We start from the raw sequence: 24,014 nt of genomic DNA, 5'->3' as shown, positions 1-24,014 counted from the left end.
AACTTAGCATGGCGATATGGGATCTACAAGATGTCTCACTTGTATACATCAGAGCATCACTTTTTCGACAAAATGAATATGCTGCCTGATCAGTCGAACGGTTAGCGCCGGGTCGTTGCCCTCCAACGCTTTCCGAATTTGTTTATGCTCCTCCAGACTGCCATCCATTCGGTTCCGGTCGCGGTAAAAGGTTGTCCGGACGGCTCGCAGAAATTTATCCTGCAGACGGGACATCGCCTCCGAATATTCCTCGTTGTCCAGCCCCGACACGATTAACTCGTGAAATTGCCGGTCGAGCTCCACGTATTCGACGATATCCCGTGTTTCTACCGCCTCGGCCTGCTTCGCCAGATTTTCGTCCAATCGCTCAAAATAAGGGCTGTCCATCTTGGCCGTCAATTGACTCGCTGCAAACGTTTCGAGCGCCAGGCGCAGCTGATAGACGTCCAAAATTTTTTTTAGCGACATTTCCTGTACGACAAACCCTTGGTTGGCCACAAGCTTGACCAGTCCGATCATTTCCAATCGATCAAGAGCCGAGCGGATCGGCGTTTTGCTCATCTGAAGCCTTTCGCATAGCTGCTTCTCCGAAATAAACGTGCCTCCCTCCCACTCTCCGCTGACAATGCCATGCTTGATAAGCCCGAAAGCTTTATCTCTTAACGTCGTTCCTGTCGTCATATCGCTCCGATCTTCCTTTCCGCAATTGCCTATTATATGATGATCATACTTGATACTCCAGGTCGAAAGGAAGATGAACATGGGCAAGCCCACCCTGCGCCAGCTGGCATACGACAATATTCACTCCTGGATCGTGAACGGAGAATTGCCAAGAGGTTCCGTGACTTCGGAGATCGAGCTCGGCAAAAGGCTCGATATGAGCCGCACCCCGATTCGTGCTGCGCTCCAACAGTTGGAGCTGGAGGGTTATGTTCGCATAGCCTCCAAGCACGGCATTCTCATTCTGGATTCTTCCTCCGAGCGGGTCGGCGACCTTCTAGAGATGATTGCGTCCATGATCTTGTTTGCCGGCATCCTTTCCTGGCATACGCGGCAAGAAGAGCTTCTCCTGTTTTCCCGCAGCCAATCGGAACGCCTTGCCGTGCTCTTAAAGGAAAATGATGGTGATGCCAGGAACCGGCAAACGTTTATCGATTTCGAATACGGGCTGCTTCGGGACTTGATTGCGATGTGCCACAACAAGGAGATGGACAAGTCCTACCAAACCGCGTCATCCCGGTTGTTATGGCATCTTAATGATCGCAGATGGACGGCTCCCCATAACGGAACGACATCGGAACAGTTGACTCGCTTCGTCCATTCTTTCGCTTTGGGGATGGAAGCGTTCCGCGAAGCTTTATTCGCGTATCTGCAAACGTTGAAACGTACATGGTCGTAGCGCCAAAATCGGTTCTACCTTTTTCACTGGTCATTTCGACACGAAATTACGAGCATATCGCAGGATGTTTTCGGCTGCATCAAGCTATGCAAATCTTTTACCTTCTGAGCGCTTTATATGGGGAAAAATGCTCCGACATGAAAGTTTTCATACCGGTTTTCATCCGATATACTTAAATAAACCGATTGAAAACACGATGAAAGGGTGATTTCGCTGAGTTATGTAGACTTGTTGGGACGTCGTAGCACGATATTGAAACACCGGATGGATGATTTGATCAAGAAGAACAACTCGCAAGGATTAAGCGCCCAGGAAAAGAACTTATACCAAACCATTGTTAAAGAATGGCATCAAGTCGAGAGCGAAATCAACTCCGCTCGCAAAGAATCATAGCTTTGGCTCACATGAAAAGGACGATACCCAGGCATCTATGATGCGAGGGTACCGTCCTTTATTCGTGCTGTATGTCGATGTTTTGCCGTTAATAAATCCGAGATACTATGCCGCTACCCTTGCGTTGCTTCCTTGACTGCCGGCTTGCCAGCCTCAATCAATCGTTTGTTGCCTACGAAGAATATGGTCAGAACCACGATTAACAATCCCGTTCCCGCAAGCAGCCATTCTATTTCGATCACATCCGCCAGCGGGCCGAAGATCATCATGCCGATTGGCATCATCGAAGTCGAGATCATGCCGAACACGCCAAAGATGCGGCCCATATAGTCCGGATCCACCTTCTCCTGCAGCAGCACCGTCGTCGGCGTATTCGCCATAGGCATTGCTACTCCGAACAGCCCCATGATGATTAAGTAAATCCAAAAGACAGGCATAATTCCAAGCAATAACGTACACACTCCCATGACCAGGTTGGCGAAGGCCATCGTGTACACCTTGTTGCGGAAACCGCCCCATGATGCGATAATCGCTCCACCAGCCATCATGCCGACGGAGAAAGCAATTTCAATAGCCGTTAACCGCCAATATTCTTCCCCGAAGCTTCGCGCAACTTGCAGTGGCGTCAAAAATGCAGCCGGTGCCATCAAGACGAAGAAAAAAGCGAAGAAGATAAAGAAAGGCTTAAGAAAGCTATGATTCTTAATGTAGGTTAACCCCAACTTAAAGTCATCCATATAACTAGTCGATTGTTTATCGGTCGCCTTCTTGTGCAGGGGAATCTTGAGAAAGAGAAGTAAAGTGAGGATCGCAAGGATTGCGGTTACGACATCGATAAAAAGAATCAACTCAATGGTTGCAAAGGTGAGCAATGACGCGCTGACAATGGGCGCAACGAACATCATAAGCGCCTGAAGCGTCCCGTTAATGCCGTTAACTCGGGTCAGCTTGTCCTCTGGTACAATCTGAGGCAATATGGCGCCTACTGCCGGCGTTTGGATACCCGCTCCCAGCGCGCGGACGGCAGCGATGACAAACAGCAGCCATGTCGCATTATATCCCATTAGAAAAGTGATGGCGAGAATAAGCGTAACCGCCGCAATCATCGCATCCGCAATTATAATGAGATATTTGCGGTTGAAACGATCCGCCCATACGCCTGCGAACGGCGACAACAGAAAAGTAGGAATGAACCCGCAAATAATAAAGAGCGTCATCATAAGTCCTGATTTGGTGGTCAGCGTGACATGCCACATAATCGCGTATTGAACCAAGGCGGAACCAAATAACGATATCGTTTGACTGCTTAAGAAAAGAATGATGTTTCTTTTCCAGTTCTTTTTTTCTTCCTCATGCGTCATCTTGTGCCCCTTTCTGGAGATACCCGAATGTATCATCAAGAATTTCTCCGTTTCTTATAGTAAGTCATTACCAAATTACATGCAACTAATTCCAATTTCCCGTCAATCTGTCCACTTCCGTTTGCATCATGACACCCATGGAGGTGCTGCTACGTATTGCTTGGAATTGGGGTTAGAATAGTAATAGGTTAAGGAGGACAAAATGTTTATCGTCATTGGTCTCGTATTTATCGTCTTGTACGCACTGATCGTATTCTACATAGGTTGGAGCGGCTGGAAGTGGATGAAGCCGGCGGTCTCTCGCAGGTTCCGGCTATTCTATATCATCGCGATCGTTTTCATGGCAAGCTCTCTCTTTCTCTCCAGAATCGTCGAGGGCTCCACCATACTAAGCGTAATCGGCAGCTATTGGCTAGCCATCTTTAGTTTATTGGTTATGCTGCTCCCTCTCGTACATCTAATCGTCTGGCTGACCAAGCTGACGAGATTGCCTCGCCGCTCCGTCCAGAAGTGGTCGGGTATCGTTACTTTAATCCTGCTCGTCGGCTTGCTGGGTTATGGAAGCTACAATGCGTTTAGCCCGACCGTGCGTTTCTATGACATCCATATCGACAAGCAAGGCCCGGCGAATGGCGAGCTTCAAATCGTAATGGCCTCCGATATGCATTTTAGCTATCTATCCGGCAGAAACCATGCAGAACGAATGGTAAAGGAAATTAACGCGCTTCATCCCGACATCGTCTTGCTGCCCGGCGATATTGTGGATGACGATATTATTCCTTACAAAGACAAAGGGATCGGCGACGTGTTATCGGAGATCGAAGCGCCTCTCGGCGTGTTCGCCTCGCTTGGCAACCATGATCGGTTCAAGGGAGAGACCGAGGAGTTAATCGGACTTCTGGAGGAAAGCGGCATCGATGTGCTGTACGACGAGACGATCCAAGTGGATAGCTGGCTGACGCTGGTCGGGCGGAAGGATTACAGCGATAAGGAAAGAGCCGGGCTGGCCTCATTAACAGACGGCATTGATCGCTCTGGACCCATTTTTATGCTGGAGCATCAACCGGTTGAATTCGACATCGCGGAGGAGCAGGACATCGATCTCGTGGTCTCCGGACATACACATTATGGACAAGTCGCACCTGGCAATCTGATTACCGGCATGTTGTTCGAAAATGATTGGGGCCTTCTGCAGAAAGGGCAGCTGCATTCCATCGTCTCTTCCGGTTTTGGCTTCTGGGGCCCCCCGATCCGGATCGGATCGCAGGCGGAAATCGTCTCCATTCGTGTCCATTTCGCCAATTCGGGCAGTTAAAGCAGAAGGGTCAACACGGTTAGCCGGGTTGACCCTTTAATAGCCTCGATAGAGGTTTTCTCGCCTCCGTTTAACAAATCAAAACCATCCGGGCTCCAAGTCCATACAAGGCTGCTCGTCCGCAATGCCCTCTATATTCCAGCGCAGCCAATGACGTTGCTCTTGCGTCCCGCTTCCCCATTCCTCCCATAAAATCGCGCATAAATCGATACGTCTCTTCTCGATAAACAAAGGCAGCTGCTTCATCCAGTATGAATCGATGTGGCGAATCTGATTGTATCCCTCCATAAAGCCGACAAGAAACCGGTTAGCCCTTTCGGTCGTCTCTTCCCTGCTTGCCGCTGGTTTGCTCCATTGCGAGAAGGTCGATGCATAGTAGACGGCCATAGCAACATCCTGAATAAAATAATCGTAACCGCAATCGTCAAAATCAAACGCGAATATGACCCCGTTATGCACATAAAAATTGCCATGATGGAGATCGCGATGGCATAAGCCGTAGCTGTTCTTCTCCCGGGGCAGACGCAGAATTTGTTCCTCGCGCTTCTTGAAAGCTTGGTACAGCAACTGCTCCTCTGCCGGGGAGGCGTCGGTAGGCTGGTAAGGCAGCTCATCCTCCGTAATCCGATCCGGTTCGCCGGCAGGGACAGAATAGTTGACAGCGCACTCATGCATGAGCCCGGTAATACGCCCCCACTCTTGGAACAAGGAATCGTTCCATTCCGATTGGCCTCCATGGATATGGCCGCCGGGCGCTTTCTCAAACGCAGTCAGCAGGAATGTGCCGCCCTCGTAAGGAATACGCTCCAGAAGCCGACCTCCAGGCGAAGGAAGAGGTTTGCATACGTTCACGTTATGCTCTGCAAGATAGGCGACGAAATTCAGTTCCGCCTGCAATTGCCTCTCTGTACGATGCGAGTCGTGCGTCACTCGCAGAATGGTGTCTCGACCATTGTCCTTCATGGCGTAAACGAGATTCTCGAACCCGCCGAATTTGGAGATATCGTGTTCGGCAATGCCATAACAAGCCGCCGCGGCCGCAAGATGCTCCAAAGTAAATTGTTTTTGCCAACTATTCAACTTCCCGTCTCCTTTCCGTTTTTCGATCCATTTTGTTCAACATTCTGTCTTTCGCTTGCTCGCGTCGTTTGGCGTAAGCCATCTCTTTCTCCAATTTAAAATAGTTCTGATATCGTTTGGCATCGAGCTCGCCGCTCGCGATTGCGCTCCGAATCGCGCAGCCAGGCTCTCGTTCATGCTTGCAGTCCCGGTATCTGCACGATTCGCTTAAAACCATTATATCTTCGAATGCGGCGCCAGCCCCATCGTCTGATCCGTTTAACTGCAGCTCGCGCATACCCGGCGTATCGATAATGATTCCGCCTTGAGTCAGCACGATCAATTCGCGATGCGTGGTCGTGTGTTTGCCTCGTCCGTCCCCGTACCGGATGTCGTTTACCCGCTGCAGTTCCTTGTCGGCCAGGGCATTGATGAGCGTTGACTTGCCAACGCCGGACGAGCCGATCACGGCCAGCGTATTCCCTAACACAAGATAAGTCTGAAGCTCATGCATGCCTTCGGTATTTAAAGCGCTAATGGTGTGGACGGGTACGCCCGGCGCAATAGCCTGCACTTGAGCGGCTTGCTTCTCAGCATCATGGCTCAGGTCCGACTTGCTCAGCACGATGACCGGACTCGCCCCGCTTTCCCAGACAAGAAGCAAGTAACGTTCCATTCGGCGAAGATTAAAGTCCTGATTAAGCGCCATGACGATCAGTATCTGATCGATATTGGCAGCCACGATCTGTTCCTCCGTCACGGCTCCGGCGACATTGCGGGACATCTTGCTTTTTCTGGGAAGAACAGCGTAAATAATCGCACGATCCGACTCTTCCTTCATGACCACCCAATCGCCTACCGCAGGAAGATCGGCCCTCTCCATCGCATGATATCGCAGCTTGCCGGCCAGTTCGGCCAGCTTCTCGCCGTTGCTTGAGGCCACATCATACAGTTGCCGATGTTCTCTGATCACACGCCCTACCGAATAACCGCGTTCCCGGTACGGTTCGTAATGCTGCTGGAACATGGGACCCCAGCCTAGTTCAACTAAATTCAATGTACATTCCTCCAATTTTTATTACTTTTCCAACCCTTGCATCACGATTGCAGCGCAAAAAAGCCGCGACAAATGAAACTCTATCGGCGGCTTTACAATGTCAGGTTATTCGTAAAATAGACATAGGAAAGCCCCGGAATCCTGCACTTCGGTTCCGAGGCGATTCACTCATGCGCTCATTCGTTCAAACAGATTAGAACAGTGAACGGTGAGGATCGCCTTCTTGAGCCAAAGCTTGCTTGATCATTTCAGCCATTGTCCTCACTCCTTTCAGTCTTTGTGAAGTTAATATAGCATACGGATCGCTTAAATCACAGGTCAAAAACGAGTATAACCATTTAGGAGGATAAATTGATTAAATTGTCGAATTTTAGCATCAATACCTATTACTTTTATTTGAAGGATGACAAGTATGCAAAAGTTATGGGCGTCTGTCCTTTGTTTACTGGTCGTTACACTGACAGTGCCTTGGGTAACATCCGCGATGGAGCAGCCTAATGTTCCTTCGTCCGGAGAATTGCTTGATCCCGCCTCGTCTCCCTCCCTCAAGGCCGTTAACGGAATGCTCTCGCTAAATGACTGGGATTTCGCAAGAGACGGAACGATCCAATTGCAAGGGGACTGGTTGGTGGAGTGGGAAACGATGGGAGATCCGAACCTCCAAGTAACGGAGCACTCCTTTGGAACAGTCAAGGTTCCAAGCTCATGGGGAAATCTTCCCGAACCTAGATCGGATTACGGCCTTGCTACCTATCGATTGCGCGTGTTGCTGCCTGAGGAGTGGAGGACTTCCGATCAGGTCCGCCCCCTGGCGATTTATATGCCTGATGTAGCGACGGCTTATACTTTGTGGATAGACGGCCAACAGGTATTGAAGGTGGGTCAAGTAGGAGCAAATAAGGAAGAAATGGTAGCCAGCAACGTGCCTCGAACCGCTTCCTTTGCCGTTAATCGGGATTGGCTGGATATTACGATTCATATTTCGAACTTCGTCCAGCGCAAGGGCGGGCTTTGGACGACTCCCTTGCTCGGCACCGCAGATCAAATCGCGCGGTATCATCAAACAAGATTAATTATTGATAATGCACAGGCAGGCATCTTGATTGTAATGGCGATCTTCCATATCGCTTTGTTCTTCTGGAACAGAAAAGAAAAAAGCCCTTTCTTTTTTGCTATGTTATGCCTTGCTGTAGCTGTCCGAACCCTTTCATCCAGTCAAATGACACTTATCTATTTCATCCCGGAATTTTCATGGGAATGGAACACAAAGCTGGAGTATATGTCCGTAGTTGCGGCAAGTCAATTCACGCTCCTCTACTTTTTGCAGATGAATGCTCGAAGCGTCGTACTTCCTCGGTTGGCTGCTATCTTTATTTGGTCCGGAAGCTTTTATCATTTATTTGTGCTTTTATGCCCGGCGTCCGTTTTTACGACAACCATGAATGTTTTGATGACTTATCTTGTACTGATCTCCTCCTACGTCCTTGCCATTGTCATTCGCGCCTCCTTGCAGAGAGAGGATGGGGCCTTGTTCAATCTGATCGGAATGAGTGTGTTTTTTATTTGTGTACTAAATAATGTTTTATACTATAACTTTATTATCGTTTCGATAGATATGACTGCCATCGGCATGCTGGCCTTCTTGATTTTACAGTCTCTTAATGTTACCAATCGCTTTGCGAGGGCGTACAATCTGGCGGAAGAGACGTCAGCCAAGCTGGTTCAGCTGAACCAAAGCCTGGATAAGCAGGTAGAAGATCGTACACATAAGCTGGAGCACAGCCATCGCGAACTGAAGCATGCCTATGAGCAGCTTTCCAACATACACGAAGAACGCCGACGGTTGTTTTCCGATATTTCGCACGAGCTTGGCCATCCGGTAAATTCGATTCAAGGTTACATCCGCGGCATGATTGATGGCGTCGTCCCTCAGGGGAAGACGGAATATTTGCATACGGTTTATGAAAAAACCTTGTATCTGCAACGGATCTTTCAAGATTTGATCGCGCTCGAGCGGCTCGAATCCGGTCAGATCGAACTGGAAAAGAAACAAATCGATCCCAGTTTGTACATCAAAGAGCTTGTTGATCGTTATCGTTGGGATATAGAAGAAAGCGATATTGCATTTCAATATCTGGAAGGCGTACCCCCGGACGAATATTGCGCAGAGGTAGATCCTAGCCGGATCGAGCAAGTATTTTGCAATTTATTGTTTAATGCCAAAAAATTCACGCCTGGCGGCGGAACCATTACGATACATACGACCATTGTAATGGAAAAGCCTGAAACTCCTTATATGCAGGTTACTGTTCAGGATACCGGTGCGGGTATTTCGGAGAGGGATCTCCCCCATCTATTCGAACGATTCTATCAGGTTCGCAAGGGAGACCGCCAAGGAAGCGGGCTGGGGCTCGCGATTGTTAAAGGTATTGTAGCGTCACATGGCGGCTATGTAGGCGTACAGAGCGCAATGAGCGAAGGTAGCCGGTTCTACTTCGCCATTCCTGTTGCATTAGCGTCAGCCTATAGAATGAGAAGGTGAGGGTTCATGCTTGTCAATAAATGAGAAAATCATGATTGTAGAAGATGATCCGGATCTTAGCGAGCTGATTCGACTGTATTTAGAGCAAGCCGGATACGATGTAATAAAAACCGATCAAGGATTACATGCAGTTATCGAGTGCAAAAAAGAAAATCCTCCTGATCTCATCTTGCTTGATATTATGCTTCCGGATATGAACGGGATAGAGGTTTGCCGCATGCTTCGCGAGCATTCCAATGTGCCGATCGTTTTCATTAGCAGCAAACAAGAGGCGGAAGTGATGGTACGCGGACTCGAATGGGGAGGCGATGATTATGTGCTCAAGCCTTTCCATCCGAACGTATTGGTAGCGAAGGTCAAAGCTTTGCTTCGCAGAGTAAAGGGTCAGCCCTCGGAACAACTGGAGTTCGGGAACTGGCGGTACGATTACAAGACTGCCGAGCTGTTTGTGGGCGGAGAAGCCGTGCCGTTGTTTACCAAAGAGAGACAAATGCTCGAGTTTTTTCTCAGAAACCCCAATCAAGTTTTTCATGTAGAGGAATTGCATCAAGCGATTTGGGGATGGGATAGTCTTAGCAATTTAGGTACGGTGATGGTGTATATTCGTCATTTGCGCAAAAAGATCGAAGCGGATCCGTCCAAACCGCGTTTTATCGTTACTGTCCGAGGTTTTGGCTACAAGTTTATAATGGATCACAAAAAATGATCCCATCGAACTAGCCAGTATTTATTGCGGCTCTCATTTTAAACTGTTTTTAAACTCCCTCTTTTATACTATTAAGCGTATACGTGGAATCGTTTAATGGAGGAGAGTTGCATGCCATACTACCATTTCAAAAAAGTCTGGACACCTCTTAGCTTGATAGGTGTTCATTTTTTTCAAGATGAACAAGGGGATTATTGGGTAAAATACTGGAATTCGAAAAGACGTCGTTTAAAGGGATAATCAGGATGAAACATTCATCCTTCCCTGAGTACATCGACTATAAAATAAGGCCAACAGCCGCTCTTCGAGCGAACTGCCGGCCTTTTCTTGTATCCCGTTACAGATAGAGAAGCTTGGCGATCACTTTAGCCGCTTCGGCGCGCGACAAGGAGTTTTGCGGATTAAACTTGCCGTTCCCGCTGCCTTGAATGATTCCTAACTTCTCGACCTGTGCAATCGCCTCGATGGCCCAAGCCCCGGCATCCTCCATATCGCTAAAGCTTGCCGTCTGACCGTTCTCCGCGCTTTTCCCGTTCATGAACGCATAAGCCCGACTCATGATAACCGCCATTTCCTGGCGAATAATCTTGCCATGCGGATTAAATTGCTGCGCGCTTTTACCATTGATAATTCCCGCTTCGGCTGCAGCGTTGACTGCATCTGCGTACCAAGCCTCGGCTTCCACGTCATTAAACGTTCCCTCTCCGCTTGCTGTAAGCTTCAGCGCTCTGGCGATGATCGCCGTAAATTCCGCGCGGGTAATCGTTGCGGTGGGAGCGAACCTCTCGGAATCTACGCCGTTAACCAGGTCAGCCGCAGATAACAGTTGCACGTAATCGTACGACCAATGATCGCGATTTAAGTCCGCGTAGTTCGTTACAATCTCGATAGCAATGTAAGAATGCCCAGTCAGCAGCTCGGGATCATCCGCGGACAAAACAACATTCGCTTGAACCAACGTCAGTTTGCCGTCGCTGCCGATTTCGTACAAATTCGTGTAAGAAGTCATATCGTCCTGTTTAATGCCGAGAGTATAAGATACGCTGGCCGCTTGGTCGCCTGCCATTGCCTTAACCGTAAAGGCTTTGCTTGCGGCTTTTGCCGTCTTTTTCGACGTTTGAATTTGATTCTCGTAAGCTTGTTGTTCAGCTTGGGTTGCATATTCAACCACGATTTCAACCGTCTTCGCTTTGCCATTATCCAGCAGCAGTCTGTTCAGCTCTTGTCCGCTCAAAACAATATTCGGCTGATTAGGCACGGTGATGACGACCTCTCCGTCCCCTAATTGCTTAAATAGAGCAGCCAATCCGGTTGGAATTTGAATCGTGCCGCCTTCTCCGCTTAGATCAATCACAAGTCGTCCGGCTTCAATGGCTTCCGTAACTTCCTTGTCGGACAGCACCTTATCCGCATTCGGAGTTGGCACCGTAGGTAACCCGCCGCCTGTGCCAGGCAAAGACGGCACCTCGGTCTTCGGCTTCATAACAGAGAACTCGTCGATCAGAACGCCTTCGCTCGTGCGCGCCTCGACTCGGATCTCGTCCTGCGTAACTTGGATTGCGGAATAGACGGGAACATCTTCGTCGAATATTTCTTCCAGGTAATCAAACTTTGAGCCATCATAGAATTTCCAGCCAGAGGCGCCGCCGTCCAGGTAGACCGTTCCCTCATTCGTTTGTTTATTCGGCTTTCCTTCTTGCATCGGGTAAGTGCGCGAATACACATGATCGTGGCCGACCAGCACCAAGTCTACGCCCATTTTCTCCAGGATCGGCGCAAAATAGGTCTGCGTATACTCCACAAGCGTGTCGCGGCCCGCTTCTGTATGGTAAGCAGGGCGATGGAACATCGCGATCGTCCATTTCTTGTCGTTTTGCTCCAGGTCTTCTTGCAGCCAAGCGGCTTGATCGATCATTTGCTCTTTCGTGCCTTCCGAATTCAACACGACAAAATGCGTATCGTCGATATCGTAAGCATAGGCGTATTGCATTTGCGATTCCGGTCCGTTCACAGGGAAGTTCGCGCCTTTGGTAAACACGTCCTTGCCCTCGCTCTTGACGTCGTGGTTCCCAAGCGTAAGCGCGGATGGATACGTAGTCGCATAGATCGAAGAAGCTCTCCAGAACTGTTTCCACTCATCGAAAGCGCCGCCGGCATCCACTATGTCTCCTCCATGCATAACGAATTGCGTGGAAGGATATTGCGTGAAGGCATTCGACATAAGCTCTTGGTAGATTTCTAGGCCATCATCTTCTTTCGTGTGAGAATCCGTCACGTACAAGAAGGAGAACGGCGTAGCTTTATCTTGATCCATTGTGGTATACGAGTGCCATGTCGACCAAGCATCCTCATACCCGATCCGATATTTATAAGTCGTATTCGGCTTCAAATTCTCGACCAGAACATTGTGGAAGCGAATTTCGCCCTTGCTGCCCTTCTCTTTCAAGCTGAGTACTTGAAGCTCGCTCTCGGATTGTTGTTCTTTGACGAGGGAAACTTCCGGCTCTTCGCCCTCTCCCCATTCGCTTGCTTCGATATATTGAATAAACGTATCCCGAGTTGCCGAATTGGTCTGCCATGCCGCGCTTAGTTGCGTCGACAAGTCTTCCGCGACATACGTCTGAAGGTATTCCGGCATGCTGGAGCCGTATTGTTCGACGACATCATATTTGACAACCTTGCTGTTCTCCGTGCCGTTGACCGCTTGCACTTGATAGCTGCCACGCGCCAACGTCGCGAGATCCGTCGTCAATTGCCCCTGGGCATTCGTTCGGCCCAGACTGCCGCTGAGCGATAGACTGCTCACGTCGGTTGCGGCAATGTAACCCGATGTCTTACCGTCCGGCAAAATCACCTCGAACCAACCGTCGTCAGGCTCAGCCGATGCGTAATACCGTTGGCCTGCCGTCGCAACCCTCAGTAGTTCGGAGGAAGAATCATCGTCCTTGTATACGTTAGTCGTTGCGGCGGTGATCGTTATGACGGAGCTTTGCTTCAACAGACCCGTAAAGAAAATATCCGCGCCTTCGAACGGCTGGTTATTGCGATCCGTAACCGTGAAAGTAGTCGTCGTATCGATTCCGACTCCCGTCAGCTCCAGGTGATACGGGAATGCGATCGTGTAGCGAATGGGCGTTGCAAGCGGGTTGCCTGTCGGCGTGCCGCCAGACGCTAGCTCGGAGCTGCTCATCGTGATGGACTTGTAAGCTTCGCCTCGCTCCAGCACAGCCGCGGAGTTCACTTTGAAGTTCACCGTCACGATTTCGTCGGCCGTTGCCGGGGTTATACCGTCCAGGTTCACTTGCACGATCCCCTTGTCGTTATCGACCGTCGAAGTGGCCGCAACGCCGTTGACTTCCGCCAGCCCTTCGAATCGAAGGGTGTTCGGATCATAGGCCAATTCGAATCCAGCCGAATCCGCATTCGCGTAGTCATTCATGCCCACCTTAACGGCATAGATCTCATTGCTCACCGCCTCTTCGGGCGCCGTCATGGAGAGGCGTTCTCCGGCTTCGATCGTGAAGGCATACGATTTCTCCGCCGGATTGCCGTTCTTGTCCTTAACTTGGATATCCAGAACATGATATCCTCCGTCCACCGACTCGCCCGGGTAAGACAATACATGTGTATCTGGCGAATACTGCACATCGGCCGTAATATCCTTGCCGTCCAAATGCACGGACAACGAAGTCATATCCAGACCGGAATCCAAGTCGGCAATCCCCACTTGCAAGGCCGCCAGCGGGGCTGTTAAAACTTCATCCTCCAGCGGCGTTATTGCCGTAAGAACGGGGACATCGTTATCCTCGTTCACTTCTCCATAGATAAAGCGAATATCGTCAACCCAAATGGAGCCTTTATTTTTTTTGCTCATATCGGATTGCTTCAGTTGGAAAAAGAGTTCGAGAATGATCGGGCCTTGTTTCCCTTGCGGAATATCGGCCTCGATATATTTCCAGCCCGTCCAGTTGATTCCGTCGTTATCCGCATTGTAAAACTCGGCCTGAAAGGAAGAGCCGCTGCCTCCAAGCTCCCTGAATTTCGTCGTCAGAAGATGACCTTCGTTGTGGCCGTACACCCACATGCCCACTTTGGTCGGGTATCCCGAAACCGGTTGATGGCCGCTTTGATAGCCAACCTCGATTTGGGAGGGATTGTCCACGATATCGATCATGTCGTAGTCGATTCTAGCGGAGTGCGCTCCATTCCGCACATACTTGGGATTAGACTCCAGATGGAGCGTAGCCTCGTGCATCCGTTTCGGATTGAACTTGATGTCGGCAATTACATTCTCGTCTTCGAAGTCTTCTACCATCACGATTGAATCGCTTCCGTCGGCCGCATGGACGGAGGCCTTGCCCCCCATTGCCGCGAGCAATTCCACTCCTAAAAGCGTTAAGACCAACGAGAATATGACTTTCTTGCGCCATTCCTTTGCTAACATGTTCATGTTATGATCCTCTCTCTCCTCGCAATATCTGTATATCTCCAAGGAGTCTAACAATCATTTGTTAAGAGAAATCAATCTAGTTGTAAAGGAATTTTATTGTTTTGCGAAACCAGCAGAATGACGCGTTCGCTTATTCTCTCCTTATTCCTCTAAGCTGGCCGTAACGACGGTTTGTCGCAGCTCATTGTTGCTGACTTTAACGTGAATGACTTTCTTCGTGCGCTTGCCTTCCCGATCTGTAATGACAATCGTAATCTGGTCTTCCTTCAGCTCATCGGGATATTCGTCCAACTGCATATGTCCGATACCGGATCCGTCGTTGCCTGCAGCGGCCGCCAGCGCCTCTTGAGATGTCAAGTCCTCTGGCACGGCTTGATTCGCTCCGAGAAAATGAGCATAGTCATCTTCTGCTGCCCACTTGTACATATTCCATGCCGTCCAGCGGTACCAGATGTCCCCGTGGTTGTTGAAATCCTCATCGAAATTCATCGTGATTTTCTTGTCATAAAGCAAGCCAAAATCAGCTTTGGATATTTGGCTTTCTTCATCAAAAGTTTGATAAAGCTCAGAATTCCAGAATTTCTCGTCCTGCGTCTTCGTCCAATCCACGGCGTAAATATATTCATTTTGTGTAGAAATTTCTATTTTCGCGATATTCTCGCCATCGATATAAAACTCCAATCCAGGCCTTGAATCTACATTGCTGACTATTGTGCCGTATTCGCCTGGCCTCTTCTCATTATCCGCCAGTCTGAAGGCAGGTCCGTCTTCCCCGATTCTTACATCAATGGCATACGCGGTTGTTTTCTCTCCGAACGGGACACTTAAGAAGACAGCGATCGCCAACACAAGGCAAATGGCCGGAATTGCCCACCTGGCGCTCAGCAGCCTTGCCCACACTTTCGTATGTGCAACCGGTTGCCTGGAATTTAGAATATTGGCCCTCATTCTCGCCTTTTGTCTCTCGTTAGGCGTCATATTCTCGAAGTGTGCATGTAATTCGTTTTTATTCATAGTCATCCTCTCCTAATTCCAATTTCAGACGTTTCCTCGCCTTTCTCATCTGCGTTTTTACTGTGTTCACATTCATTTTGAGCATAATAGCAATCTCGTTTATCCTATACCCCTCATAGTAATGGAGATATAAGACTAGTCGTTGCTTAGCGGGAAGCTTATTTAACTCCTCCTCCATATCGCAGGTCAAAACCGTATTCGCTTTCGTTGCTGCTTGCTCCATTGAACTGCTCTCTAGATCGACAACCTTTTTTCTCCACCATTTGCGGAGCAGGTCGCGGCAATGATTCTGTGCAGTCACGATCAGCCACGCCTTCTCATGCTCGACATCAACAAAAGATTTGCCGCATTCCATAAGCTTTATGAATACGGATTGAGCCGCATCTTCCGCATCCGGCTTGTTTCCCATCATAGAGAAGCAAATCCGATAAACAAGATTGATATGGCGGTCGTAAGCTGTGCGAATGGAGTTGTCCAACTGCTCAGACTGCTCACTCTCGACAACCATTTTGCGTGTAAACAACATGGACATGATCACTCGCATCGTTTCCCTCCTTTTCTTCTAACACGAAGAATGAGGCCAATTGGTTTTCAAGTTTAATTAAGCATTTCAAAATTAATCGCCAGATCCTCAATCGGCGCTCTGTTCTACGGCTATACATACCATACATACATCGCCAGGGCCATGCGGCCGGACACTTACCCTCTCGGCCAACGATGAGGAGCGACATGCTGCAGCATGGCAAGAAAGAGCGATGCCCATTGTTCAAGCGATAGTGAAGCGACTGCTTGCTCACGTCTAACATGTGCAAGTCTCAATGTAATTTTCAATTGTGCCGGCGTGAATATGGTTCCCAGTGCATGCTCTGCCATAAGTCGCGGTTCACGAAGCAGATATGACGCGAAGGCGGCAAATCGCCTTCTTTCCTTCTCGGGGACTAGAGAGGTATCCCTTCTTGCAACTCGAATGATAGCAGCGTCAACGCGAGGCGGCGGCGCAAAATGAGTGCGCGGAATGACCTTCCTCATGTCGAAATGAAATTGCATTCTCCATAGGAGCAGCCTCGGATCCAGCGTAGCGCTTTCCGTAAATCGAATAGCCGCTCCTTTCTCCAGGATCAGCGCCCCTCGCTGGAATGATCTGCCTTCGAACCCAAGCAGCTTATCGAGAATGGCCGTTGTGATAGAGAACGGAATATTGGCGATTACGCAGAAGGGTCCGGCCGGCAGCCTCATTTGCCTAAAATCGGCTTCTATAATGTTAATGTGAGGATGGTCTTCCGCTTTGGCTCGGAGCATCCTGACGAAATCTGCATCATTCTCTACAGCGATGACCTTGCCTGCTCTTGCGGCAATCGGAAATGTAAGACTTCCTTTGCCTGCGCCGATCTCTAGCACGGTATCGCTTGGCTGCAGCTGTATCGTGTCAATTAGTTGCTTAATTGTACGCGGGTGATGCAGCAGATGCTGCCCCGAAAAGTTCGGCCCCGCTTTATGTTTCCTAACCGTTCGATGTTTCTTATTCTGTTTGCGCATAGATTCGTTCCTCCCGTTGTTGTTAAGTTTCTTGGATAAACAAAAGAACCGCAGGCGCGGGCCTGCGGCGGAACAACGGGAATGTAACAACCAATATGCGCATTCAAACAAGCGTCCCTGTGAGCATCGGGACAACAGCTCGCTGTAGGTTTCATTGCATAATTGAATAAGCGTCAACTTTCCCTTGGTATGAGAAGATTAATGCCGTGCTTATTTTGTACACGCAAAAAAGAGACAGACACGCTGTCCCTTATCCTTCAATTATGCAATAGGATATCCTGAAATGGGCAGACCGATTCCGTTTTGCTCCGCTCGCAGGCAGAGCCTTTGTTCACTATGAAGTTAGCGGGACAAAGTGACAAAACGTAATCTTCCGTAATTAACTGCACCCATCGTCAGGACAACCCTCCGTTCCTTAAACTGTTGTTATTGTATCATAAAGGCAGACCAAACCACAATCCGGCTACGATCGTTACAGCGCAATATCCTTGTTCTCGTATAAGAATAGAGTCCACTTTCTTCGCCTTCTGATTAGATATTAAGCTCTTCCTGATCATCGTGAGCTCGCCATATTATTCATAAGGATTCGTCGCAGATGAAAAAGTTTGACATTTAGTTAGACCCGATCTAAAATGAAATGCAAGCAAGTACTTGCATTAAGGAAGGAGGAATCTCATGAGCGCTACTCCGACTACAAGCGAGAAATTATTGTTGGCAACTATCAACCTCATGGCCGAAAAAGGATATGACGGCACCACGACCAAAGAAATCGCACTAGCTGCCGGAGTAAACGAAGTCACTTTATTTCGCCATTTTGGAACAAAAGAAAAACTGCTTGAGGCCGCCTTTAGCCGGTTTCACTATGGCAATGAGATGACCAGGCTTTTTAACGAAGATCTTAAGGGATATCTGCAAGAGGACCTGCTTACAGTGAGTCGAACGTATCACAACATTATGAACCGGAATAGAAAATTAATCTCGATCGCGCTTAAAGGTAGCAGTACTTTACCTGACTCTGTTCTGCAAGAGGCTTCGCGCAATCCCACCCACTTAAAAAATTTGCTTACTGATTATCTAACTGCAATGTCATCGGAAGGCAAAGTGGTCACCTCTAATCCAGAGATCCAGGCCTTATCGTTTATGTGGATGAATTACGGGGCTTTCATCAATAGACTAAATGACGAAGAAGCGGTCTCGGAAGATGTGCTGGACGATTTTATTGAAGAAAGCGTGCGCATATTTACTAAGGCGCTTAGCCCTTAGTATTGGTTTCCCTACAAATGAAAGGTGAGATTCTTTATGACTGAAACGTCTTTCCCCTACGAAAAAAAGCGTCAACGAGTACTCGGTCTGGAAATGGCCTATGTAGACGAAGGAAGCGGCGATCCGATTGTCTTTCTGCACGGCAACCCTACTTCCTCTTATCTCTGGCGTGAAATTATTCCTTATGCTCAAAATTTCGGTCGTTGCATTGCTCCTGACCTCATAGGCATGGGGGATTCCGAAAAAATTCCCCATAGCGGTTCCGACTCTTACACTTTTGTAGAGAATCGTCGCTACCTCGATGCCTTTCTGGATCAACTTGGCGTTCGCGAGCGGGTTACGTTTGTGGTGCACGATTGGGGATCGGCCTTGGGATTTGATTGGGCGTACCGCCATCCGGATGCCGTTAAAGGAATCGCCTACATGGAGGGAATCATAAAACCGCGTAGTTGGAGCGAGCTGCCGGAACGGGGACGGAACATTTTCCAGGCATTACGATCCAGCGAGGGTGAGCAAATGGTGTTAGAACACAACTCTTTCATCGAGACGAACCTTCCAATCGGCATTATGCGCAAGTTGACGGAGGATGAGATGGCGGAATATCGTCGACCATTCTTGCTGCCCGGCGAAGGACGCCGACCAACGTTAACCTGGCCGCGGCAACTTCCCTTTGATGGAAACCCGGCCGATGTGACGGACATTGTGATCAGGTACGGTGAGTGGTTAGCCCAGAGCTCGTTCCCGAAACTTTTCGTTAACTGCGATCCAGGCACAATGCCGAAATCCCATGTTGAATTCTGCCGAACCTGGCCCATGCAAACGGAGATTACCGTCCGCGGACTTCATTATCCCCAGGAGGATTCGCCTCATGAAATTGGCGAGGCACTTGCCTCTTGGTTAATGAAGCTAGCATAGCCTGCAAGGGGGCTGTCCCTTAGTGACAGCCCCTCGCAGGCGTGAAAAGCGGCTCGTTCTTTCAGCATCCTGAAATTCAGCCCGGAATTTCCGTATAAATTTGAAAGGTCACGCCGAATTTATCCGTCACATCGCCGAAGCCGGGGCTGAAAGCCTCTTCGCTGAAAGGCATGTTTACTTGCCCGCCTTGCCGCAATGCTTCAAAGATTCGTCTGGAATGCTCCACGTCGTTCGTCGTGATGCAGATCGTGACTCTTTTGCCCGCTTCAATTGCCGAACCGCCGGGAGTATCCGAGAACATAAGCTCGGATTCGCCAACTCGCAGCTTGGCATGTGCCACAAGGTCCTTGAGATTTTCGGAGAATGTATCCGGCATGTCCGGCATATCTCCATAGGTCAGGATGGAAAGTACCTCCGCTCCGATTGTTTGTTCATAAAACGTGATGGCTTCCTTGGTGTTGCCTTCCAAAGTAATGTACGGTGTAAGTTTTACGGTCATCGATTATTCCTCCTTGAGTTTGTTTGATCATCTATTTCTGCCTTCATAGTTATAGACGAATCAACCGGGAAGAATTCATCGGTGCTTTACAACGGAAAAAACAACGGAAGCACGGCCACCATTACGATGCCCATTATGACCTGCAGCGGCAATCCAACCTTGAGATAATGAGAGAAACGATAACGTCCAGCCGACATGACAAGCGCATTGGGCGGCGTGGAAAAGGGCGAAGCGAAACACATGCTGGCTCCGATCGATACCGCGAACAGAAACGGATACGGATTGGCGTCAAGCTGAAGCGCCGCAGAAAGGGCTATAGGCGCGAACAGGACGGCACATGCCGTATTGCTGATGAACAATGTAAGAAGCGAAGTCGTAAAGTAGACGCCCGCAAGCAAGACCATGGGACCGTAGCCGCCTAACGCGCCTACCATTCCTTCGGACAACAGCGCCGCGGCGCCCGTCTTTTCGATCGCGATCGACATTGGAATCATGCCGCCGATCAGCACAACGCTCTCCCAATTGATCGTTTTGTACCCTTCCTCCATGCTTCTCACGCAACCGAACACAATCATCAGGACAGCCGCGATCATGATTGACGCCACTGCGGGAATGAAATCCGATACCAGCAGCACGACCATCAGTAGCATGATACCCGCCGCGATTGGCGCTTTATTGTCCATCGTCACTTTGCGGGATTCCTCAATCGGTTGCCCTACAACGACGACATCCGATTCGTTCGCGAGCCTCGCGATATCCTTCCACGTCCCCTGCACGAGCAGGGCATCGCCGAAGCGCATTTTCTCTTCTTTCAAATTATGGAGAAGATATTGATCTTGTCGTTGAATCCCGAGTATGTTCAAGCGATACTTCTCCCGGAAGCCGGATTGTTTGACGAGTCTGTTAATAAGCCCGGACGTAGGCGTCAGCATGACTTCGGCGATGCCGACATCTTCCGTCGCAAACAGTTCTGTTCCCGATGCCCGTTTGTTTTCCGAGACTTGATGATCAAGCATCGTCAGGTCGAACTCCCGGGCGAACTCCTCCACCCGCTCGAAGGCACCGTAAACGTACATAATATCCTCTTCCTGGATGATCGTATGCGATCCGGCGACTTCTTGGTTGATCGTTTTAAAAAATTGGTTCTTGGCCGATATCTTTCGCCTGATCTCGATTACGTTTAACGCATGTCGAGCAGATATATTCAGTTCTTGCAACGTCTTGAAACGAATCGGGGAGTGCGGACTCACTTGCACGCGATAAAGGTTCTGCGTAAGCTGGTACTTCTTCGCCAGATCCTTAAGCGAACGTCCCGTCCGCCGGTCGCCTTCATCCTTTTCGTTCTGCGGCAGAAACCTGCGGAGGAACAGCATCGAGACAATCCCGACCGCAATACATACGAGACCGATCGGCGTATACGTAAAAAAGGATATTCCGTTATATCCGCTTCCCGACAATACCTCTTGAATGACCATATTGGGCGGAGTTCCGATTAAAGTGAGCATCCCGCCCATGCTGCTGGCAAAAGCAAGCGGCATGAGCAGCCTGCCCGGATTCGTCTTCGCGCTCATCGCAAGGCTCACGACAATGGGCATCATGACGGCGATCGTCCCCGTATTGCTCACGAACGCTCCAATGGCAGCCGTGACGACCATAATCATGACGAGCATCCGAGTCTCGTTCGTCCCCGCCAGCTTCAGCATCTTCCTGCTGACCATGTTCGCGAGCCCCGTTTGGAAGATACCGCCGCCTACAATGAATAACCCGATCATCATGATGACGACCGAATTGGCGAAGCCGGACAACGCTTCGGCTGGCGTGAGAATGTTAAACAGCATTAAAACGATTAGCGCTCCGATGGCAACCAAATCGGAACGCACTTTCCCGGAGATGAACAAAACAGACGCAACGGCTAGTACGGATAAAGTGAGAATCATAGGACCGTTCACGTAAAAGCTCCCTTCTAACGGTTATAGCACAATATGCCTATATGACTAGCTTACTAGAAGTCGGAGCATTTATCACGTGCAAGATCCCTACATGCGAATCGACTCCATCCAGAAACAGATAGCCGCTGCAGCGGACAGCGGGGTTGCCGCATATTTTTCCTTTTTGCTGACGGAAAATAGATTCGCCACTGTATTCAGTGACAAATAAGCGGCAAAAAACATGCAAATATACTTGGTCGCCGTTTCGGAAAACCAAAATGGCAACCACCCTCCAGCCTGCAAGATAACGACAATCGCAAACAACTGAACGATAAATGAAATAACGGCGGCATATCTGAGCCGAACGGGCAGCACCTTATATTTTCCGCCCATCGTAAACTCTCCCAGAGGCAGTCCGAAAGCTACCAAAATCGTCATAATGGCAACTACCGCGAATAAGACGGCGCCCGCGATCGCGAACATTTGGTCAGCCCCTATCGCCTACTTAAGCATTTGATAAACTTGCTCGACATCCTTATCTCCCCGGCCAGACAAATTAATGATAATAATTTGATTCTGGTCCATTGTCGGAGCCAGCTTCTTCGCGTAAGCAATCGCATGAGCGCTCTCCAGGGCAGGAATGATTCCTTCCGTGCGGGATAATTCCTGGAATGCTTCCAGCACTTCCTCATTGGTGACCGTTGCGTATTCTGCCCGACCCGTCACCTTGAGGTGGCTATGCTCCGGCCCAATGCCCGGATAGTCGAGTCCCGCGGCGATGGAATAGGTTTTTTGCGGCTCGCCGTTCTCGTCCAGCAGCACCAGACACTTGAAGCCGTGAATAATACTCGGTACACCTTGGGTTAAGGACGGTGCTTGATCGGGTTCAACGCCGATTAAACGAACGGTCGGCTCGTCAATGTAGTGCGCGAATGCGCCAATCGCGTTGCTGCCTCCGCCCACGCAAGCCACCACTGCATCCGGCAAACGTCCCTCTTTCTCCACAATCTGCCGCTTCGATTCTTCGCTAACAACGGCCTGAAAGTGCTTGACCATCGTCGGGAACGGATGCGGACCAACCGCGGAGCCCAGCAGATAAAACGTGTTCTTGTAATTGCGGACCAGATCGCCGAGCGCTTCGTCTACGGCGTCCTTCAACCGTCCTTGTCCCTTGTCGACCGGTACGACGGTTGCGCCGAGCAGCTCCATGCGGAACACGTTAAGCGCCTGCCTGCGCGTATCCTCGGCTCCCATGTAGATGACGCATTCCATGTTAAACATCGCGCAGGCCGTTGCCGTAGCTACGCCGTGCTGGCCCGCGCCGGTCTCCGCGATAATCCGCTTGGCGCCCATACGCTTGGCAAGCAGTATCTGGCCGATCGCGTTGTTGATTTTGTGCGCTCCGGTGTGGTTGAGGTCCTCGCGCTTCAAATAAATCTTCGGTCCGCCCCAAGCCTTGGATAACCGCTCCGCATACGTCAGCGGATTCTCGCGGCCAACGTATTCGCTCAGGTAATAGCGCAGCTCCTCCTTAAATTCCGGATCGTCTTTCAGCTTGTAGAATTGGTCGCTCAGGTAACTCAGCACCTCCTGCAATTCCGGCGGGACGAAACTGCCCCCAAACTCTCCAAAGTATCCCTCTTGCTGCAACTGCTGCTCCATAGGTAAGCGCCTCCATTATTCGAAATAGAATTGGCTGTTCACTCCTAATATTTTACCATAAATTACTGAAGTCAACCCTTTCAGATTTAGCTTTTCAATCTCGGGAAAAACTGTTAGGATAGTGGCTGTCTATATCGTCAGTCGCGGTTCGTAACCATCCCGCGTTACCAAAACTAAGGAGGCCTTTTTGTCATGTTCAATTTGTTGTGGGGCGTGCTTTTTATGCTCGTCCACTTTGGCCTTTTCCTGCTGTGCTATCGCATGTTCGGCAAGAAAGGACTATACGCCTGGATTGGCTTTGCCACCGTGATCGCCAATATCCAGGTCGCCAAAACGATAGAGATGTCCATTGGCACGTTCGGCATCGTCATGACGCTGGGCAATACGATCTACACGTCCATCTATATGTCGACGGATCTGCTTAATGAAAAGTACGGCCGGCAATCGGCCAAGCAAGCCGTATGGTTCGGCTTCTTTACGCTCATTGCGTCCACGATTCTGATGCAGATGACGCTCGGCTTCGTGCCGCAAGCCGATGACTTCGCGCACGAGCCGATGAAGGCGCTCTTTGGCTTCTTGCCGCAGGTCGCGGCCGGCAGCATGTGCGCCTACTTTGTCAGCCAGTTTCTGGACGTTCGGGTCTTTAGCTACCTAAAGACGAAGTTCCCGGTGCGCAATCAGTTTTGGATCCGGATCAACGGCAGCTCGCTTGTGAGCCAATTCGTCGATTCGCTCGTGTTTTGCACGATCGCTTTTTACAAGGTGCATGCCTTCGACATTTGGATCCAAATCTTTTTGACGACGTATCTGCTGAAGCTGCTCATTTCGTTCCTGGCCACGCCGGTGCTCTATTGGGCAAGAAATATGAAAGTCCGCGAGGAATAAGCCTCGCGGACCTGGGAAATGCGCAATTTT

The 24,014-nt window shown here is 49.7% G+C and carries 19 protein-coding genes; 7 read left to right on the top strand and 12 right to left on the bottom strand.

What is annotated here, in order from left to right; all coding sequences use genetic code 11:
* Positions 1 to 48: 48 nt before the first annotated feature.
* Positions 49 to 762 carry a GntR family transcriptional regulator gene (locus PAT3040_RS26880; RefSeq protein WP_108995109.1) on the bottom strand — a complete coding sequence of 238 codons (714 nt, stop codon included), beginning with the start codon at positions 760 to 762 and terminating at the stop codon, positions 49 to 51.
* Between PAT3040_RS26880 and PAT3040_RS26875 the strand changes: the two genes are divergently transcribed.
* Positions 761 to 1,399, top strand: coding sequence for a GntR family transcriptional regulator (locus tag PAT3040_RS26875; protein ID WP_181376857.1), 639 nt, complete (start codon positions 761 to 763; stop codon positions 1,397 to 1,399). The two genes, PAT3040_RS26880 and PAT3040_RS26875, sit on opposite strands and share 2 nt — an antisense overlap.
* A 506-nt stretch (positions 1,400 to 1,905) precedes the next feature.
* Here the strand turns inward: PAT3040_RS26875 and PAT3040_RS26865 are convergent.
* Entirely contained in the window at positions 1,906 to 3,153 is a 1,248-nt protein-coding gene (locus tag PAT3040_RS26865; RefSeq protein WP_108995106.1) for an MFS transporter, read from the bottom strand.
* Between the two features lie 202 nt (positions 3,154 to 3,355).
* On the opposite strand from PAT3040_RS26865, the gene PAT3040_RS26860 reads away from it, so the two are divergent.
* Positions 3,356 to 4,468: a metallophosphoesterase gene (locus tag PAT3040_RS26860; RefSeq protein WP_108995105.1), complete on the top strand. Its 1,113-nt coding sequence runs from the start codon at positions 3,356 to 3,358 to the stop codon at positions 4,466 to 4,468.
* Positions 4,469 to 4,546: 78 nt separating this feature from the next.
* Here the strand turns inward: PAT3040_RS26860 and PAT3040_RS26855 are convergent, their stop codons facing one another.
* Both PAT3040_RS26855 and rsgA read right to left on the bottom strand, forming a co-directional pair.
* On the bottom strand, positions 4,547 to 5,548 hold the full coding sequence (locus PAT3040_RS26855) for a phosphotransferase enzyme family protein (RefSeq protein WP_108995104.1): 1,002 nt from the start codon (positions 5,546 to 5,548) through the stop codon (positions 4,547 to 4,549).
* The gene (gene rsgA, locus PAT3040_RS26850; protein ID WP_108995103.1) at positions 5,541 to 6,584 is read right to left on the bottom strand and encodes a ribosome small subunit-dependent GTPase A; all 1,044 of its coding nucleotides are present in this window, start codon (positions 6,582 to 6,584) and stop codon (positions 5,541 to 5,543) included. The genes PAT3040_RS26855 and rsgA overlap by 8 nt, the downstream gene beginning before the upstream one ends.
* A 412-nt stretch (positions 6,585 to 6,996) precedes the next feature.
* Here rsgA and PAT3040_RS26845 point away from each other — a divergent pair, with 412 nt between their 5' ends.
* Complete coding sequence (locus PAT3040_RS26845) at positions 6,997 to 9,126, top strand: sensor histidine kinase (RefSeq protein WP_181376856.1); 2,130 nt, start codon at positions 6,997 to 6,999, stop codon at positions 9,124 to 9,126.
* A gap of 10 nt (positions 9,127 to 9,136) precedes the next feature.
* Positions 9,137 to 9,832 (top strand): response regulator transcription factor, encoded by a 696-nt coding sequence (locus PAT3040_RS26840; protein ID WP_258235174.1) that lies wholly within the window; start codon positions 9,137 to 9,139, stop codon positions 9,830 to 9,832.
* A gap of 337 nt (positions 9,833 to 10,169) precedes the next feature.
* Here PAT3040_RS26840 and PAT3040_RS26835 read toward each other — a convergent pair whose 3' ends face one another.
* The 4 genes from PAT3040_RS26835 to erm all read right to left on the bottom strand — a co-directional run bounded on the left by PAT3040_RS26835 (position 10,170) and on the right by erm (position 16,832).
* The gene (locus tag PAT3040_RS26835) at positions 10,170 to 14,282 is read right to left on the bottom strand and encodes an S-layer homology domain-containing protein (RefSeq protein ID WP_108995100.1); all 4,113 of its coding nucleotides are present in this window, start codon (positions 14,280 to 14,282) and stop codon (positions 10,170 to 10,172) included.
* Positions 14,283 to 14,423: 141 nt separating this feature from the next.
* The gene (locus PAT3040_RS26830) at positions 14,424 to 15,296 is read right to left on the bottom strand and encodes a hypothetical protein (protein WP_108995099.1); all 873 of its coding nucleotides are present in this window, start codon (positions 15,294 to 15,296) and stop codon (positions 14,424 to 14,426) included.
* Positions 15,289 to 15,840, bottom strand: a complete 552-nt coding sequence (locus PAT3040_RS26825) for an RNA polymerase sigma factor (protein ID WP_108995098.1) — start codon at positions 15,838 to 15,840, stop codon at positions 15,289 to 15,291. The genes PAT3040_RS26830 and PAT3040_RS26825 overlap by 8 nt, the downstream gene beginning before the upstream one ends.
* Positions 15,841 to 15,995: 155 nt before the next feature.
* Entirely contained in the window at positions 15,996 to 16,832 is an 837-nt protein-coding gene (gene erm, locus PAT3040_RS26820) for a 23S ribosomal RNA methyltransferase Erm (protein WP_108995097.1), read from the bottom strand.
* A 675-nt stretch (positions 16,833 to 17,507) separates the two neighbouring features.
* On the opposite strand from erm, the gene PAT3040_RS26815 reads away from it, so the two are divergent.
* Positions 17,508 to 18,095, top strand: a complete 588-nt coding sequence (locus tag PAT3040_RS26815) for a TetR/AcrR family transcriptional regulator (RefSeq protein ID WP_108995096.1) — start codon at positions 17,508 to 17,510, stop codon at positions 18,093 to 18,095.
* Between the two features lie 36 nt (positions 18,096 to 18,131).
* Entirely contained in the window at positions 18,132 to 19,010 is an 879-nt protein-coding gene (locus PAT3040_RS26810) for a haloalkane dehalogenase (RefSeq protein ID WP_108995095.1), read from the top strand.
* Between the two features lie 76 nt (positions 19,011 to 19,086).
* Here PAT3040_RS26810 and PAT3040_RS26805 read toward each other — a convergent pair whose 3' ends face one another.
* From PAT3040_RS26805 to trpB, 4 genes are all read right to left on the bottom strand, one after another.
* Positions 19,087 to 19,509, bottom strand: a complete 423-nt coding sequence (locus tag PAT3040_RS26805; protein WP_108995094.1) for a VOC family protein — start codon at positions 19,507 to 19,509, stop codon at positions 19,087 to 19,089.
* 86 nt (positions 19,510 to 19,595) lie between these two features.
* Entirely contained in the window at positions 19,596 to 21,458 is a 1,863-nt protein-coding gene (locus PAT3040_RS26800) for an SLC13 family permease (RefSeq protein ID WP_108995093.1), read from the bottom strand.
* Between the two features lie 87 nt (positions 21,459 to 21,545).
* Positions 21,546 to 21,920 carry a hypothetical protein gene (locus tag PAT3040_RS26795; RefSeq protein WP_108995092.1) on the bottom strand — a complete coding sequence of 125 codons (375 nt, stop codon included), beginning with the start codon at positions 21,918 to 21,920 and terminating at the stop codon, positions 21,546 to 21,548.
* Positions 21,921 to 21,938: 18 nt separating this feature from the next.
* Positions 21,939 to 23,099 carry a tryptophan synthase subunit beta gene (trpB, locus tag PAT3040_RS26790; protein ID WP_108995091.1) on the bottom strand — a complete coding sequence of 387 codons (1,161 nt, stop codon included), beginning with the start codon at positions 23,097 to 23,099 and terminating at the stop codon, positions 21,939 to 21,941.
* Between the two features lie 192 nt (positions 23,100 to 23,291).
* Here trpB and PAT3040_RS26785 point away from each other — a divergent pair, with 192 nt between their 5' ends.
* A complete protein-coding gene (locus PAT3040_RS26785; protein ID WP_087570438.1) occupies positions 23,292 to 23,984 on the top strand; it encodes a queuosine precursor transporter in 693 nt (230 codons plus the stop codon).
* Positions 23,985 to 24,014 lie beyond the last annotated feature (30 nt).

The sequence above is a fragment of the Paenibacillus agaridevorans genome (genome assembly GCF_003112455.1).
Lineage (GTDB): Bacteria > Bacillota > Bacilli > Paenibacillales > Paenibacillaceae > Pristimantibacillus > Pristimantibacillus agaridevorans.
This window is presented reverse-complemented; position numbering and strand designations above follow the sequence as displayed.